Here is a 16,603-nt window from a genome sequence, read left to right as displayed (position 1 = left end):
GCTCAGCTCCGCGCCTTGACCAGCGACTGCCCTGGCCGCTGCACGATGTAGTCGACCGTCGCCGGCGGTGTGCCGTCGGTCCTGCCTTTCAGCGCGTCGAGCGCGACCGGCCGGCCAGCGATGCGCACCAGCGTCGAATAGCCCTCATCGACCTTCATCGTTGTCAGGCACGGCCGGATGCCGGCGAGAGGGTTGGCATTGGGGCAGCCCGAAATGCCCCGGCCTTCCGGGTCGGTCGCGACCAGCACGCGCCGGCCTTCGATCCGCACGAAAGCCTGCGAGGGGCGGTTGTCGACCTTGCCCCGATGGTCGCACACGAGCAGCGCGTCTTCGGTCAGCCACTTCATCAGCCTTGCTCGAAGTCCACGCGGTCGGCGCGGATGCGCAACCGCCGGCCCGGCGCCTCGATGGTCAGGTCGCGGGTGACATGCAGCCGCGCGCCATCGGGCGAGATGTCCAGCAGATCGCCTGCCGCGGTCTCCAGCCGGATGGCGGGACGGTGCGAGTCGAGCGTCAGTTGCTGGCCGCCGGGCGTGCGCAGCACATAGGCGCGCGGGGACGCGGCATCGGCTGGCGATGGCAGCGCCTGGCGGCCCCATAGTCCACCCAGCACCACGCCGCGGGCCGGATCGCCATCGGTAAAGAGGACGAGCACCCGGTCATCGATTTCGGGAAAGATCGCCGCACCCTTGCCGGCACCGGCACCCAGGGCCAGCACCTGCATCCAGTCGGTCTCCACATTGTCGAAGAACGCCGGCAAAAGCGCCTTTACCCGTCCGAGCTGCTCGGGATCGTCGCAGTTTGTGACGATCCCGACGGTAGAGGTCGACTGCATCGCCCGCGCCGGGCGGGCGGGCGGCGTGGTGTCGAGCTCGACGACATGGCCGCGTTCGGCCGAGAACTGGTGCACGGCGCGAGTGAGGACGAACATGCCGTCGGCGCGGGGGCCAACGCCGACCACGCTGACGCGGCGGCCGGGCCGGAGTGCCGGATCGCCCTCGGCAAGGCCGGTGAATGTCCTGGCGCGCGCCGCCGCCACATCGAGATCGGCCTGTGCGAGCGCCATGGCCTCTTCGGGGGTGTCGGCGCGGCGATTGGGCAACAGGCGGTCGCCAAGGCCTTCGAAGCCCTGCAAGGCGCCGCCATCCTCGATATCGACCTGATCCTGCGCGGCGACGGTCGCGCGGGCGGTGATCGCATCTCCATCGAGCCCCCAGCCGACCACGGCGACCGATCGGCGAAGCGCCTCGGCGCTCGCTTCGATCCGCGCCTCGTAAAGGTTCGCGCCAAGGCGCAGAGTCGCGGCGTCCGCGCCGTCACCCGCGAGGGTGAACGCTTCGAGCCGGCCGTCACCGAGGCGCAGATAGCAGCCACATTCGGCGGCAGCATCGCGCAGATGGTCGAAATCGCTCCCCTCATGCTGCAGCCGAAAGCGTGGGCCGGGCAAACCGGGCGGCGTGACCGGAGTTGCTCCGACCGCGTCGGCGGCTTCGCGAACGAGCTCGACCAGCGATGTCGCCGGCAGCGCGCGCACCGCCTGCTTCTTGCGCAGCCGGTGCAGCCGGTCGTATCCGCGCACCATCAAGGTCGGGCCGCCGCCCGATGTTGCCTGGTGCGCGATGGCGGTGATCTCCGCTTCGATGAGCGTGACCCCGTCGCGCGCCTTGACCGTGATCGCGGTGCCGAGCCGAAGATCGGTACCGCCTTCGGCCGGCAGGTCCGCGAAGAGCAACAGCAGTTGCGCCGGCACGCCCAGCACCTGTTCGACGCGGATCGAAATGATCGCGGCGGCGAGGAGCGGCGAGGCCGGATTGCCATCGACCAGGAGAACGGGAGCGCTCATGCGCGGGCTTCTGCGCCTGCGAGGGCCAGCAGGGTACGGCGTGACGGGAGCCGCAGCGCCTGGCCTTCGGCGAGCCGCAGGAGATCTTCGAGCCCATTATATGCACCAAGCAGGCGCGCAAGTGCGGGATCGCCATAGTGATCGGCGGCGATCTGGTCGAGGCGTTCGAGGATGAAGCCGTCCTCATCGACAGGCACGACAATCGTCTCGTCTTCCGGTGCGGCAGCCGGGCCCGCGCCGTCGCGATGCTCGAACTGCGGCGTGATCGGGGAGGGCGGTGGTGCGCTCGCGGCGCCGTCATCGGGCACCCGGCGCAGGCGGAGGCTGAGCCACGAGCGCTGCGGCACACCCTCGGTCGTGAAACGCTCCAGCCGCTCGGCAACCGCGGTGATCACGCCAGGCACGTTCCACGACCGGCCCCAGATCACCCGCACGCGCTGCAGTGCCAGCGCGCCGTCGATGGGCATGCCGGTTTCCGCAAGTGCCCAGAGCGGCTGGGTCAGGCTGCGAACATCGAGCACCGGCGGCGGGGGCTGCAATGCTGGCGGCGACGTCTGCGGTCCTTGCTCGGCATCGGCAGCGCCGGGCGGCAGTGCCGGTGTTCGAGCCGGAGGCGCACGCCCTTCATTCGCGACATCGATGTCGAACAGCAGCCGGAGATCATATTCGGTGACACCGCCGCCGGTCGGCAACAACGGGTCGTCGCCGGCGGGAGCAGCAAGCAGCGCACCGCCGGCACTGCGGCGGCGGGCGATTCCGGCGGTGCGCCGCGCCTCCAGCGCTTCCGGATTGAGCAGGCAGGAGATGCGCTCGCCGGTCCGCTCGATCAGAAAGGTCACCCGCTCCATCCGCCCAGCTCCTGTTCGCGGCGGTAACGCGCCAGGTCGAGCGCCGGCGGGTCGATCTCCGCCAGTGTATCCTCCACCGGTGGCAGCGCGGGCCATCGATCGGCAGGTGGAGCGCCAGACGGAGAATCGCGCGCGCCGCGCCTGAGCACCCGCCCGGGAAACAGAGGGTTCGGACGGATGTGGCCGACTTGACCGGTGAACGCGTGCGGCTCGGTGCCCGGCGGGGAAGCAGCGGCAAAGACTGGGGCGCGATACATCGCCTTCTGCGAGGCAGGATAGCGCCCGTTCGTATCGGCCTCGATGCGCGGCAACGAGGCTGGATAGCGACCATCCGCAGCGCGATTCAGGTGTGGCGACGAGGCAGGCAAAACAGCTTTGGCGGGCGCATCGACTGGACGGCGGCCGGACACCGGGGAGGCCCCATTGTCCACAGGATGCGTTGACTGCGGCCGCGCGGCGAAAGGCATGTTCGGTCGTGATCGCGCTGCGGTGCGCTGGGGCAGCGTTGCCGATGCCGGTTTCGAGCCTGGCACGTCGGCGTTTTCGGCGCCGAAGAGCATCGCCATGCTGCGGCGTACGCGGTGCCCCGATGCCTGTGGTGAAGTCGCTGCCGTAACGGCGCGTGCAACAGCCTGTGCTGGCGAAGTGCCGCGCACCCGCGGTTCACTGCCGCGGCGCGGCCCGGCGCGAGCTGCGCTTCGCCGCGCCTTGGCCGTCTGGCGGGGGGCAACGTGCGCTTCGATGCGCGGCGCTGTTCCGGGTGCGCTGGCGTTTGCATCGTGCGACCGGTCGAGGCCGGTCACAACGGCATCGAGCCAATGCGCCGGCGCGCCGGGGAAGGCAGCGGCGAGATCGGCGTGGCTGACGACCGGGGCATGCGCAGGCTCCAGCCGCGCCGCCACGCTTGCCAGCCAGCCTGCCAGCAGCCGCACGAGGTGCGCGAGCACTTGCGCCGCTGCCGTCACGAACGATCGAGCCGGTCAAAGGCCAGGTGCAGCTCCTCGATCGCCACTTCACGCCCGAGCGCATCGAACGGCACGCCGCTCCACTGGCAGGGCCAGGCACCATAAAGGTTCCAGTTGATCCGCGCCGTCGTCCCGTCATTGTCGAGCTGGCTGATCGTCACGTTGCGGCGGCGGACGGTGCCGTCGACGGTTTCCTGCAGCCAGGTCCACAGATCGGGCGTGGCGGTCAGTCCGTAGCGGAGCACCGCCTCGGCATAGTCGACCGGGCCGGGAAGGGCGCGCACGATCGAACCGGCACCCGATTCCCGGTATCGGATCGGTTCGATCCGCACACCGAGGCCGAGGCATTCGGTAAACCGCACCTCGGTGGCATCGAGGCGCAGCACGAAGTTGTAGTTGCGATACATTTCGCTCTGCGCGAGCGGCGCCTGCGCCGCCGCGCCGCCCGATTTCCCTTGCGGGGGAGCGCTTGCCATGTCCGGTCTCCTCTAGCGGATCAATTGCCTTCGACCATGGTGCCTGTCGGCGACTGGCCGATGCGGAAGATGACGAACTCAGCAGGTTTCACCGGCGCGATGCCGACCAGAACCACCACCTGCCCAGCATCGATCACCTCGGGCGGATTGGTCTCCTCGTTGCATCTGACGAAGAACGCCTGCTCGGGCTTGGCCCCGGCGAGCGCACCCTGCCGCCAGAGCAGGGTGAGAAAGGCGCCGACATCGCGCTCGATCGCCTTCCACAGCGGCCGATCATTGGGCTCGAACACCACCCAGCGCGTGCTGATCGCGATCGATTCCTCGATCATCGCGAACAGCCGGCGGACGTTGAGATAGCGCCAGTTGCTTTCGGCGGGTGCGATGGTGCGGGCCCCCCAGATGCGGATGCCTTCTCGTGTGAAGAAGCGGATGCAATTGACGCCGGCATCGTTGAGCAGCCCCTGTTCCGCCTGCGAAAGCATCTGGGTAAGGCCGAGTGCACCGCGGATCGGCAGGTTGGCCGGCGCCTTGTGCACGCCACGTTCGGCGTCGGTGCGCGCGAAGATCCCCGCCATATGGCCCGACGGCGGCACCGACACGATCTTCGCCGGGTCGAGCGCGTCGCGCGCCCGCAGCCACGGGAAGTAGAAGGCGCCATAGCCCTTGTCGTCCATCGGAGGGCGCAGGCCGCCAGCCTTGGCGCGCGACCGGCGCCCGCCGCCGGTGCCCTCGCCGCCCTCGTCGCCACCGCTTGCCGGCTCGCTTTCCACCGAGCCAACCTGGGTGAGCCGGGCGATGTCGTCGACCTGCGCCGGACCGTCGAGAATGGCGACCCGGTCTTTCAGCGAGGCGGCAGCGCTCACCAGCGCTTCATGCGACGAGAAGTCGGTGCGGCCGGGTGCCGCGATCATGGCGATCTCGTCGACCAGGTTGAGCGCGTCGAGACCCTTGCCGGCGATTGGCGCACCCTCGGGAATATTGGCGATGTAGCAGCGCGAGCCGCCGTTCAGGAAGAAGCCCTGCACTGCATTGGCTAGGTCGGTACTGGCCAGGCCATCGCCCGCATAGCGGCGCAGGAACTCGCTCCAGTTGTTGATCGCAATGGCTTCGTTGATCGCCGCATCGGCGCGCGGTGCGGTGCCGATGAAGCCGGCTGTTTCGGTGCCGACCGCGGAGATCGGCCGCGGACCGCTGTCGATTTCCTCGATGTAAACACCTGGAGCGGAGTAGCGCATGGGTCAGGCCTCCAACGGCAGAGAGATTCTGGCGGGGATGCCAGGCTTGGCCTGGACACTGGCGCCGACGTCGCGCGCCCTGGCGGTCACTTCGACGGTCGTCTCCGCCGGGACGCGGAAGCGAAACCGCCCGTCCGGCCCGGTGACCGTCGCCGCATCGGCCAGCCGGACATAGGCTCCGGCAACCGGCACATCGCCGGGGCCGAGCACGATGCCGTCCAGCCAGTCGGCCGGCGAGATCTTGATCCTGGCCGGCTCGCGCACCAGCGGCGCGCGCGGCATCACGCGCTCCTGCTCTATCGATGCGATGATGACGCAGCCGGCCGCTGGTGGCAGTCCGATGGCCACGCACGTCTCGGCAGCGCTGCGATCGGAGAGCTCGAAGCCCTGCGCCGACATGACCGCGAACGCGATCGCTGCCGCAACGCGATGTTCGGCGACCGGATCATCGAGCCGGACCGTGACCAGGTAGCTGAGGGTGAGCGCCATGCGGCTGCCAGTACCGCGGTGCGTATGGTGCGCCGGGGCGCATCCCAGCATTCGTAACGCAACATCAACACTGCTTGCGGAATCGTGCAAGGCAACGGGTGCAACAGATACATCGTCAAGATGGACGGCCAACAACTCGACAAGTTGTTCGGTCGATCGACCAGCAGCGTCGGCACCCCCCATGCACCTCTCCTTTTCCCCGTCATCGAGGGAGATCAGAGTAAGCCAAAGCGCCTTTATGCAGCTGCTTTCGCTATGGTACGCCTATAGTCACACCAGCTGCCATGAAGGCCAACTGATGCGAATCGACGCTATTTAACAATTGTATTTCACTTGCGCGGGGATTGCGAGTCCGTCCCGGATCGCTAACGGCCGGTCTTGCCAGGCAGCAATAAACGCGAAAGCAAGGTCAGTACATCCGAGTAATAATCGCTTCCCAGAACGGGGAGACTGGCAGGAACCATGTCGCTGGCGTGCAACAAATGCCCGACCATGGCGGTGCCGCCCGGGGACAAGGCGTATGGCGCGCGCTCGCCGCTGACGACATCGATCCAGGCCGGGATCATCGTCTTGCGTTCGATCAGCTGGCGCCAGTAGCTGACGACTTCGGTGGCGAGCGAACGGCGGTTGCCGGCAAGCTGGTACAGCGGGATCCTGATGGCATCGAAGCCGAACCGCGGCGGCTTGTCGGCTGCGGGAAGCACGACGCCGGTCGCGGTGACGTCGACCCAGTCGCACGGAAGCCGCGACGGGCCAAAACGGGCGTCGCGCGCAAGGCGCTCGCCATCGCGGGCGAGCGCTTCCCAGGCATCCGAGGGGTCGATGCGACGGAAAAGATCGATCGCTGGCCAGATATAATAGCAGGGATTGATCGTTGTCCTGTCCGGCCGGACGAAGCCGGTCAGCGCCGGTAGAAGCAGCGATCGACCGGCCTGGCGATGGATGAGCTTTGTGCGGATCGTCGTGGCGATTTCGCGCGCCCGGGCCATATGTTCGGGCTGCCGCCACCGCGCATGGGCGCGCAGCAGTGCCCATGCGATGAGGATATCCCCATCGGTGGCGTTGTTGGGATCGGAGACCGGGACTGCTTCGCCGGGCGAGTATCGCCACGAGTAGAGCGCGACATCGCTTCGGGCGAGCGTCTTCTCCGTCCAGCCCCACATGCTGTCGAACGCGGCGCGGTCGGCTGCTGCTTCGGCAAGCAGCATGCCATAGCCTTGCCCTTCGCTGTGGCTGATCGCGCCATTGCCATTGTCGACGATCCGCCCGTCGGGGCGAAGATACACCGCGCTGAAGGCTTGCCAGTCGCTGGCCGATGAAAGGCTTTTTCGTGACGTCTCGCGCTGCTCGTCGGTCTCGCCGTTGGCGCGGGCGCAGGCGGATGTCGTCAGCACAATCGCCGCCAGCAGGCTGCGCCGATCAAACTCCATGGTGGATGACCAGTTGATCGCTTGTCTGCTGCACAAGCCGCGTGTGAAACGCGCCGGCACCGCCAAGTGCTGCAAACCAGGCACAATAGGCCCCGAACACCACGGCCGCAGTGGCCTGCGGCCAGGCCGGCGAGCGAGCCGCGCCGATGGCGGCATGATGATCGTGGATGATGGCAATGCCGTCCTTGTCGATGGCCAGCGACACATGGCCGAGGCCGAGCGGCTGCCAGAAGCCGTTGATTGCATGTTCGAGCGGCAGCAGCCAATCGTCGGACGGCAGCACCAGTGCCGCAGCGAGCCGGCGGCCAACCGCCTCGAAGAAGCTCGTCGCCTGCTCGGCGGAAGCGTTTGCGAACACTTCGTCGACCATCGCGATTTGCAACGCCAGTTCGCTCGGGCGAACGGGAGCAGTGCCATCCCCGTGACGGGACCCAACTATTGCCAAAGCCATCATCGTTCTCCGATTGCCTGCTTGATGCCGACCGATCCCCGGAACTCCTTATAGGCACCAAAACTGTTGTAATTGATATCGCTACCGATCTTCAGGCGCGGGTTGAGCACATAGTAAAGCGCGGCGTTCGCAGACAGGCCGAACCCGGTCTCGCTGCTGCTGTCGAAGGTGGAGCGAACGTCGGTGTTGAGGGCCTTGAGCGCATTGAGCCGCGCCTGTGCGGCAGGATCGGTCGGATAAACATCGGAAGCGGACTGGCTGTAGCTCTGGTAGCCTGGTGCCACATTGATGTCGATGTCCAGACCCTGCGGCTGGCGATATTGGTAGTGCACGGGAAAACTGATGCTGAGGAAGCTCTGTGGGCTGAAATAACCACCATGGCCGAAGGTGAAGTAATTCTGCTGATTGTCGAAGGTCTGGTAGTTCGCATTGATGCCGAGGCTCAGCAGCGAGCTTTCGTCCTTCAGCACGCGCAAATAGCCGCCGACATTGGCCTGGACGCCGCTGTTCGACTTCACCGCCGTGCCTGCGTAGCGATAATAGGAGCCGTCGGCATACACGCCGGTCCCCTCCACATCATAGGAGAGCGATGCACCGCCGCCGGCGCGCCGGACCGCACCCCAGAAATCACCGCTGACCGGATCGCGGGTGCCGGCATGCGAGATGATGCTGTCCTCCACGGCGCGGCGCTCGGCCCAGAGCCGGGCGGTGACCGATTCCGACAGCCGCGGTGACACCGACACGCCGCCCACCACACTGGTCTGGCCAAAGCCGAGCGGCGTGGTGCCGACATCGGCCTTGACGAGCTCATTGGCCCAGCCGACCGAAAGCGCCACGCCCGTGGCCACCTGCGTCTCGGCATTGACCAGAGCAGATGGAAGTGCGGCGACAATGGCCTCGGCCTCCCGGGTGGCGTTGCGGCCGAAGCGCGCGAGACCCGATCCGGTCGGACGGCCGGCGTCGATGGTGCTCGCCAGTGCGGAAGCGGATACCCGGCCGCCGGCAAGGCCGGTCGACAGTTCGGCACGGCCGCTGATCGACTTCAACTGGCTGAGACCGACTTCTCCGACGCGCTGGCGATATTCGGTCTTCACATCGGCGCGCGTCTCGTCGGCCGATGCAATATCGCCGAGATCCTGCTCGATCGATTGCAGGATCGGATCGCTGCTCGCGAGCGGACGACCGGCCCGGGCGGCGAGCGGCGGGGCGCCGGCAGTGATGAAGCCGGACCTGTCGCCGTCCAGCCCGGCAAGCAGTTCATCATCGGAGTCCGCTCGCCTGCCCGCAGACCTGCCGGGGAGGGCGAACGGGTTGAGGGGGGCGGCTGCGATTGCCGATCGCGGGGCGGCGGCGAAAGGGTTGGCAGTGCCGAAGCCACCGCCGACCGTCTGTGCCTGCCGCGTGTAGAGTGCACGCGCCTGCTTGAGATAGCGCGCCGCGGCGCCTTCGTTGCCGCGTGTCCGCTCCATGCGGGCGGCAGCGAGATAGATGGTGTAGTCTGCAGGATCGATGCGGACGGCGCGTTCAAGCGCCGAGCGAGCCAGCGCATAATCGCCCGAGCTTCCCGCAGTGTCGACGAGCCCGATCAGGGCGCTCTTGTCGTTCGGGAGCTTGTCGAGAACCATGCGATATGTTTGCGCCGCCTGCACCGTGAGGCCGCCGGACTGATACAGCCGGGCCAGTGCCGCGAGAATTTCGACATTGCCCGACGCGCTTTGCCAGGCGTTCTGGAGCAGGTCGAAAGCCGGGGCATATTCGCCTGCCTCGCGCATGCGGTCGGCTTGGGTCACGACGACAACGGCGTTCAGCCGCGCCAGCAACAGCTGGTTGTCGCCGAATGCCCCCGCGGCGGTCGTCGCCTGCCGGATTGCCTGAACCGCCAGATCGTCCTGCCCGCTTTGTGCCAGCACACGGATGGTCGCCTCGAAATCGGCAGGGTTGGTCGATCCGGTCCGCAGCGCCTGCAGGGCCAGCGCCGTGGCTGCGGGCTTTTCCCCCAGATCGAAAAGAGCGCTGGCGAGCTGGCCCTGCTTGGCCATCGTCAGGCCGGGCGTCGCGGCCTGCTGGCGGAGCAGCGCCAGCCCTTCCGTCGGCTTTCCGCGCCCGGCGAGCGAGCGGGCACGTGCCACGGCAGCATCGATCTTCAGCCCGGCGACAAAGCTGCGCATCGGCTCGGTCTGCTGCGCTTCGGGAATGCGGCCCATCAGTTGTTCGGCAACGCCGTCCTGCCCGATCTGGCTGTTGAGAAGTGCGGCGGCATAGACCGGCTCGGTGCCGGGCAGCATGGACAAGGCCGAAATGATTGCCAGCACATCGTTCCGGCGGCCGCGCTGGTCCAGAAATCGCGCATAATCATAGCGGATCCAGGGGTCGCTCGGCCCCTCCATCAGGCCGCGCCGGAAAAGCTCCTCGGCCTCGGTGTCGTTGTTGGTCGCGGCAGCCTGCAACGCCAGCGCCCGCGTTGCCTGCCGTTGGAGCCGGCCATCGGCGGTGCGCGCCAAGCCCGGAAGGCCGCCAGCGGTCTTGTAGAGGGCTGCAGCTTCCGCGAAATGGCCCTTGCTCTCGTAGATTTCGGCGAGCAGCTCGAGTGCGGGACCGCGGCCGGCGAACGTCGAGGCCGTCAGTTGCTCGGCAAGCTTCTGTGCCTCGTCGATCTGGCCTGCGGCGCGAAGCGCGCGCGCGGCTTCGAGATCTGCAAAGAAGCGTGCCGATGCCAGCGCATCCGCCCATTGTGCGGCGCGACCGCGGGCCGAGGCGCGCGCCAGATTGTCCCGCGCTGCGCCGAACTGCTGGAGCCGGAGCTGGACAAGGCCGAGGCCGCCCAGGGCTTCCGCATCGTCCGGGCGCGCCGCAAGGGCTGCGCGAAAATCCCGCGCGGCGTCTGCAAGGTTGCCGGCTTCGAGCTTGCGGAACCCGGCCGCCCTGCTTTCGCCGGCGCGATTGGCAACCGTCGTCGCGGCAGGGGCAGCCGGACGCGGGCTGGTGGTCGGAGCGGGAGCGCTGGCGGGCGCATTCGCGGGCGCCGGAGTCCGTGCCGGCACAGGAGTCCGTGCCGGCGCAGGGGTCGAAGCAGCAACCGGGAGGTCGCCAGCAAGGCCGCGCTTGGCGCGGGAATTGGTCGGATCGATCGCCAGCACGCGGCGGAATGCCCGTGCTGCCAGATCCTGCCGGCCCTTGCCTTGCCAATAGGATGCCTGGTTCAGGAGCGCCTCGATCGCCGGGGTCTGCGCACGGGCCTCCACGGCGAGCGGCGCCAGCGCAAGCAGCAGCAGAATCCGGACTTTCACCGGTCACCGACCGAGAGGCGCCGGCGCTGCTGGCGATGCAGCATGGCATAGACCGGCCAGGACAGCAGCAGCGCGAGCAGGATGCCGGCCAGTGCCAACAGCATCGGCCTCTGGCTGGCGAGATAGGCCATCTTCAACCAGACGGGAAGTGTGCCCACCCAATAGCCTTCGCCGACAGCATAGCTGACCATGCCGTCTCCCACCGCAACCGACAAATCGCCCTGGACCTGTGCGTTGACGGCGACATCGCTGAGACCGGCGATGAGCGGCGGCAGCATCTCGGGATCATTGGCCAGGACCGCGACGACGGTGCGGGCACTGCTGAAGGGCGATTCGAAGCTGGTCAGGCCACTGAACGTCGTCGTGCTGTACAGGAAGTCGTTGACGGTCTTTGCGGGAGCGCGCTCATAATATGAAAGCGCATTGAAACCCAGTTCGGCGAGGGTCCGTTCCCGCACCCGGAAGCGGCCATCGGCATATTGGATCGGCGCATCGGCGAACAGGCCACCGCCACGCGTGATGCCGAGCGTCCCGATGACGAGGATATCCTTGCCGCCCAGCTGATCGCTGTTGATCTGCCGCGTGACCGAGACAGCGGTGGCGGGCACGCCGGTCGAATCTCCGAACCGGCCCATGATGCCAAGGAATGTCTCGACGACCTCGGGGCGGGCGTCGCGCTGCAACACCACCATGGTCTGCGCGAGATCCGGATAGATGGTGAACGGATAGCCGGCGCCCGCGAAGGTGGCGAGATCGGGCATATAGGCAGCATGGTAGGTGTTCGAGAGGTCGATCGAACTGTCCGGCAGGATGCTGGTCCGCACATTCTGGGGGAGGACGGTGGAGCAGGCCTTCTGGTTGGCGAGGACGAGATTGTAATCGAAGATCAGCTCGTTCTGTCCGAACAGGATGTATTTGGGGATCACCAGCGAGGCCTGCGACTGCGGGGTCAACGTCTCCGGACCACCGATCAGGCGGTTCCACCATGGCGCGCTCGAAATGCCCAAAGTGTTGAGATACTGGCCGTTCATCGAGACATCGAGACGCGACGCGCGTGGATCGAGCCAGGACGCGGTCGGATAGCGGTACCGCAGATCGAGCTTGCCGCCCTGTCGCGGCCAGAAGAACAGATCGGGTGCGGCACGGAACGGCGTCGTCAGCGGACCGGGCGGCAGGCCGCGGCCCTGAAGGGTCAGCGGGTCGACGAGTTCGCCGAGCCTGACCGGGCGATCGGTGCGCAGCCAGCGAACGGCACCATAGGCGCCATACGTCGGAATGCGGGCATCGGCCGTCGAGACCTTGCGGCCCGAAAACAGTCCTCGGCCGCTGGCGAGCGTTGCTGCCGCCTGCTTCAGCTGGCGATCGTCTTCAGCCATCACAACGAGCAATTGCCCGGCCGGATCAACCGGATTGCGCATCACCTCGATCGCCGGGCCTGTAATCTCCGCCGGGACGCCGGTGACACGGCGTGTCCGCGTGATGAACACGACCGCATTGCCCTTGGGCAGCTGATTGAAAAAGGTGCGGAAGTTGAAGGTGCGGTAGCTTGCGTTGGCCCCCATCCAGGATGCGACACTGGCTGCGGCTTCGAGCTCCCCATCGGTCGGCGATGCCGCGAAAACGAACGGCAGGCGCAGCGGGCCGGGCGCAAATCGATCGAAGAACGGCGCCGGCAGAGCATTGAGATCGGGAGCAAGCGTGAGCGGCTGGACCGTCAGATCGAGGAACGAGCGGGTGTTGCTCACATTCGCCCAGAGCACCGAACTGAACTGGTCTTCGCAATCACGGGTGTAATGGCCGAGGAAGCGGATGTTGAGCTGGTTGTCTCCCGCCAGGAACAGCGACGGATTGACCGGGATCCGCAGCAGCTGCCCACCAGCGGTATCGGCGCGCAGCGGCACGATCTGCACGACCTCGCCATTGAGCAGGACGACGAGCTGGCTGAGGTCCCCCAAAAGCGCCGGCGAGTGCGCAAGGTTGAGCGTCAGGCTGGCGCCGGTAACGACGAGATCGCGCCGCATGCCGAACGCGATGCCGATTTCGCCGCGGGTGCCGGCGAGCCTGATCGGGCTCGTGACGCGAAGATCCTTGAGCGAAAGCCGGATGCTGGTGGGCGCCGCGCTGCCAGTGGCCGGCAGCTGGTCAGCACGCGGCGAGATGGCAGCCGCGACGGGCTGGGCGCGGGCCGGATCCGCGCCGGCAAATGCCAGCAGGCCGAGTGCTGCGAGCGCTGCAATGGATGCCATGGCAGGTGCCTTGGCTGTTGCTGGCAACGGCTGGTTGCGGCTGCCGGGCCGCCAGCGGGCAATCGCTCGCAGCGTCGCCCAGGCGACGATGGCGATGTCTCGGAGCGATTGCGCGCCGGACACGACGGGGTGCGGATCGGCGAGCTGCCACGCATCGGCGCGCCCCATCACCGCCCTGACCAGCTGGCGCGTCTGGTACGGCTCCATCGGCAGGAAGATGACGCGGCCGAGCAGGTCATCCATGCGGAGCATCGTCGCGGGCAGGGTGAGCGTCTCGTCGCCCATCGACATCGACACGTCGGTAATGCCTTGCTGGTGCGGTGAAGTGCCCGGCGGCAGCTGGATCGACAGGCCGCCCATCGAGATATCGACGCTGTGCCCGTCGACGACAAAACCGTCGGTGAAATGCACGGTGACCGGCATGCTGACTTCGATGCGGATATCGGACCGGATCTGCCGGCGCTCACGCGCTACCGCGATTGCGGCCGTCAGGATGACGATGCTGAAGCCGGCCCATGCCGTGTTGAGAAGCAACGTGCCTTGCTGCCCCACGTCACCGCCAGGCAGGAATATCTGGGCAAGCGCGCCAAGAATGCCTGCGACCAGCAGGCCCAGCGTGATGAGGTGCGGCCTGACGGTCGCGAAATCGAAATAGTTTCGATCGAGCAGACTTCCCTTGTCGGTGACGTTGAACTTGCCCTTGCGAGGGTTGATCAGCGTGTAGAGCGTCGGCTTCACCAGATGGAAGGCCAGCAACGTCTCGTAGATTTCCCCCCAGAACGGACGACGGTCGCCGCCGTGAAGCCGCTTGCCCGACGCCATCGAAACGAACAGGTGCGGGAGGGCATAGGCGAAGATCAGTGCGGCGGACGCCTTGATGATGTTCTGGCCCGCAAGCAGATAGGCCAGCGGCGACGTTATGAATACGATCCGCGGCAGCGGAAACTGGAAGTGCAGCATCGCGTTCAGGTAGCAAAGGCGCTGCTGGATGGTCAGTCCGGGGCCGAACAGCGGATTGTCGATCCGCAGGATCTGCGTCATGCCGCGCGCCCAGCGAATGCGCTGGCCGATGTGCAGGATGAGCCGCTCGGTCGCGAGGCCGGCTGACAGGCGGATATTGATGTAGGCGGTATTCCACCCCTTTCGCTGGAGTTTGAGGGCAGTGTGCGCGTCTTCGGTGACGGTCTCGCCGGCAAAGCCCTGGGTTTCTTCGAGCGCGGTCCGGCGAATGATCGCGCAGCTCCCGCAGAAAAAGGCGGCGTTCCAGAGATCATTGCCACCCTGGACGACGTTGTAGAACAGCTCGCCCTCGCCGGGCATGTCGCTGACCCGGCTGAGGTTGCGCTGGACAGGATCGGCGGAATAAAAATGGTGCGGGGTTTGCAGCAGCGCAAGCTTCTGGTCCTTCTGGAACCAGCCGACCGTCAACTGCAGAAAGGCGCGCGTCGGCACATGGTCGCAGTCGAAAATGGCGATGAGTTCGCCATCGGTGCGCTTGAGCGCGGCGTTGAGGTTGCCGGCCTTGGCGTGCAGATTGTCCGGGCGGGTGAGATAGCCGCAGCCTGCCTCGCGAGCGAAGGCACGAAATTCGGGGCGGCGGCCATCGTCGAGGATGAAGATGCGGTAGCGATCCTCGGGATAGTCCATATCCTGCGCGGCGAACACGGTGGTGCGGACGATGGCGAGGCTTTCGTTGTACGTGGGGATGTAGACGTCGATCATCGGCCAGGTGTCGGGTTCGCCGGCAATCTCGACGACCGGGCGCTCGAGCGGCCAGCCGGTCTGGACGACACCGAGCACGAGGATGACCCAGGCATAGACTTCGGCGAGATAGAGGCCGCCCCCGAGCAGCAATTCGGGCAGTGTCTGGAACTCCAGCGTCTGGGTCGTGCGCCAGACCATGTACCGGGTCGAGACGATCACCGAAAGCAGCGCAATGGCCAGTGTGGCGCGACGGCCCTTGACGCGCCCGAACAGGATTGCACCGACCACCGTCACGGCGGCGAACAGCCACTGTGACCGGAGATCGAGCGGCACGGCGATCACGAGGAGCAACAACGGGACGGCAATGATTGCCGCCAGCACGGCAGCAACGCGCGATGGCGCGCTGTTTCCGGTCAATGCTTCGGGCAGACCGCCAGCGACCCTGCTCACTCCGGAACGCCAGTGCCAGCGAGCGCGTCTGCCTTTGCGCCGGCCAGTGCATTGTCCGGCGCATTGTCCGGAGCATCGGACACGAACCCGCACCGATGCGCGATGACGGCCGTCAACGCTGCAAGATCGTGAAGAACGACGCTTGATGGCGCAAAGCGGCCGATCTGCTGGAGCATCGCCAATGACTGGTTCACTGCCTCGTCGCGCCGGACACTGCCGACCAGCTTGTCCCCCAGCAGTTCGCCGAGAAACTTCGAAGTGTCGCGCGACAGCTTCAGGCGGTCGTCAAGCTGGTTGAGAATGAACAATGTCCTTTGCAATTCGATCACGGGCTTGCCGGGATCGGTGAGTGGCAGGGTGGCGATCGCGGCGGGCGAAGGGGTCAGCACGCAGAGATGGACTGTCGCCAGCGGCATCAGCGCATCCATCAATCGCCGGTCGCTCGACGCCACATCGATGATCGTCACCCGTTCGGGTGGGAACTGCGAGGCCAGCGATGCCGGGGTGCCGTGGGTTATCTCGCGTTGCAGGTCGTCGCCGCTCATCAGTGCAACGCCGAGAACCACAAGGGCTTGCGGCACGACTTCGCCCGGCAAGCCGAGCGGCTGTGCCGGGCGCAGTCCGAAATGCAGCTTCAGCGAATCCTGCCCGGTGCAATCGATCGCGGCGACCTGCAGTCCTTGCTTGGCCAGCCGGATGGCCAACTGGGCCGTCATGAAGGTGGAGCCAACCCCGCCTTTCGGGGATTGGACCAGGATGAGCGTCATGCGCGAGCCTGCGACAATCGCGAAAGGACTGCGCGCACACTCTCGCCGCGATTTGAAGCGCCGCCGATGCCGCGATCTGCGCTTTGGGCCGCTGGTGCATAGGCGCTGAAGAGGGAGTCGCGGATCGGGGACGCTGTCGGCTGCGGCAGGGGGCGAACCGGAGCATCGAACCGAGGCATCGGCGCCTGCAAGACAAGCGATGCCGCTTCGTCATGCCCGCCATCCTCCAGCGACATTGCCTGATGGCCCGCTTTCAAGGCCTCGTTGCCGACAACCCTTCCATCTTGCACGATGGCCTGGAAAATCGGCCAGCTGTCGAGATCCGACCAGGCGTTCTCGAATTCTTGATACTTGAAACTCCCAGCACCAAGCCGGCTCAGAAGTTCTTTTGCGTCACGACGCATCGTGTTTG

Annotated in this window: 13 protein-coding genes; all 13 read right to left on the bottom strand. The window is 66.6% G+C overall.

Annotated features, from left to right (window positions below; genetic code table 11):
- Nucleotides 1-2 precede the first annotated feature (2 nt).
- The gene (locus FHS79_RS11185; RefSeq protein WP_184199751.1) at nt 3-347 is read right to left on the bottom strand and encodes a cupin domain-containing protein; all 345 of its coding nucleotides are present in this window, start codon (nt 345-347) and stop codon (nt 3-5) included.
- Nucleotides 347-1,843, bottom strand: a complete 1,497-nt coding sequence (locus FHS79_RS11180) for a phage baseplate assembly protein V (RefSeq protein WP_184199749.1) — start codon at nt 1,841-1,843, stop codon at nt 347-349. The genes FHS79_RS11185 and FHS79_RS11180 overlap by 1 nt, the downstream gene beginning before the upstream one ends.
- Entirely contained in the window at nt 1,840-2,691 is an 852-nt protein-coding gene (locus FHS79_RS11175; RefSeq protein ID WP_184199747.1) for a hypothetical protein, read from the bottom strand. The genes FHS79_RS11180 and FHS79_RS11175 overlap by 4 nt, the downstream gene beginning before the upstream one ends.
- The gene (locus tag FHS79_RS11170; RefSeq protein ID WP_184199745.1) at nt 2,679-3,638 is read right to left on the bottom strand and encodes a hypothetical protein; all 960 of its coding nucleotides are present in this window, start codon (nt 3,636-3,638) and stop codon (nt 2,679-2,681) included. Before FHS79_RS11170 ends, FHS79_RS11175 begins: the two co-directional genes overlap by 13 nt.
- A gap of 14 nt (nt 3,639-3,652) precedes the next feature.
- Complete coding sequence (locus FHS79_RS11165; protein WP_184199742.1) at nt 3,653-4,132, bottom strand: phage tail protein; 480 nt, start codon at nt 4,130-4,132, stop codon at nt 3,653-3,655.
- A gap of 20 nt (nt 4,133-4,152) precedes the next feature.
- Nucleotides 4,153-5,367 (bottom strand): phage tail sheath C-terminal domain-containing protein, encoded by a 1,215-nt coding sequence (locus tag FHS79_RS11160; protein WP_184199739.1) that lies wholly within the window; start codon nt 5,365-5,367, stop codon nt 4,153-4,155.
- Between the two features lie 3 nt (nt 5,368-5,370).
- Nucleotides 5,371-5,856, bottom strand: a complete 486-nt coding sequence (locus FHS79_RS11155) for a carboxypeptidase-like regulatory domain-containing protein (RefSeq protein ID WP_184199736.1) — start codon at nt 5,854-5,856, stop codon at nt 5,371-5,373.
- 365 nt (nt 5,857-6,221) lie between these two features.
- Nucleotides 6,222-7,286, bottom strand: a complete 1,065-nt coding sequence (locus FHS79_RS11150; protein WP_184199733.1) for a family 8 glycosyl hydrolase — start codon at nt 7,284-7,286, stop codon at nt 6,222-6,224.
- Entirely contained in the window at nt 7,276-7,668 is a 393-nt protein-coding gene (gene bcsD, locus FHS79_RS11145) for a cellulose biosynthesis protein BcsD (protein ID WP_184199730.1), read from the bottom strand. The genes FHS79_RS11150 and bcsD overlap by 11 nt, the downstream gene beginning before the upstream one ends.
- 68 nt (nt 7,669-7,736) lie before the next feature.
- Nucleotides 7,737-11,024, bottom strand: coding sequence for a cellulose synthase subunit BcsC-related outer membrane protein (locus FHS79_RS11140; protein ID WP_184199727.1), 3,288 nt, complete (start codon nt 11,022-11,024; stop codon nt 7,737-7,739).
- Nucleotides 11,021-15,391, bottom strand: a complete 4,371-nt coding sequence (gene bcsA, locus FHS79_RS11135; RefSeq protein WP_207792322.1) for a UDP-forming cellulose synthase catalytic subunit — start codon at nt 15,389-15,391, stop codon at nt 11,021-11,023. Before bcsA ends, FHS79_RS11140 begins: the two co-directional genes overlap by 4 nt.
- Nucleotides 15,392-15,420: 29 nt before the next feature.
- The gene (locus tag FHS79_RS11130) at nt 15,421-16,191 is read right to left on the bottom strand and encodes a cellulose synthase operon protein YhjQ/BcsQ (protein ID WP_184199724.1); all 771 of its coding nucleotides are present in this window, start codon (nt 16,189-16,191) and stop codon (nt 15,421-15,423) included.
- Nucleotides 16,188-16,595: a hypothetical protein gene (locus FHS79_RS11125; protein ID WP_184199721.1), complete on the bottom strand. Its 408-nt coding sequence runs from the start codon at nt 16,593-16,595 to the stop codon at nt 16,188-16,190. The genes FHS79_RS11130 and FHS79_RS11125 overlap by 4 nt, the downstream gene beginning before the upstream one ends.
- Nucleotides 16,596-16,603 lie beyond the last annotated feature (8 nt).

The sequence above is a fragment of the Polymorphobacter multimanifer genome (assembly GCF_014205635.1).
GTDB classification, from domain to species: domain Bacteria; phylum Pseudomonadota; class Alphaproteobacteria; order Sphingomonadales; family Sphingomonadaceae; genus Sandarakinorhabdus; species Sandarakinorhabdus multimanifer.
Note: the sequence above shows the minus strand (reverse complement) of the source record. Positions and strands in the feature narration are given on the sequence as shown.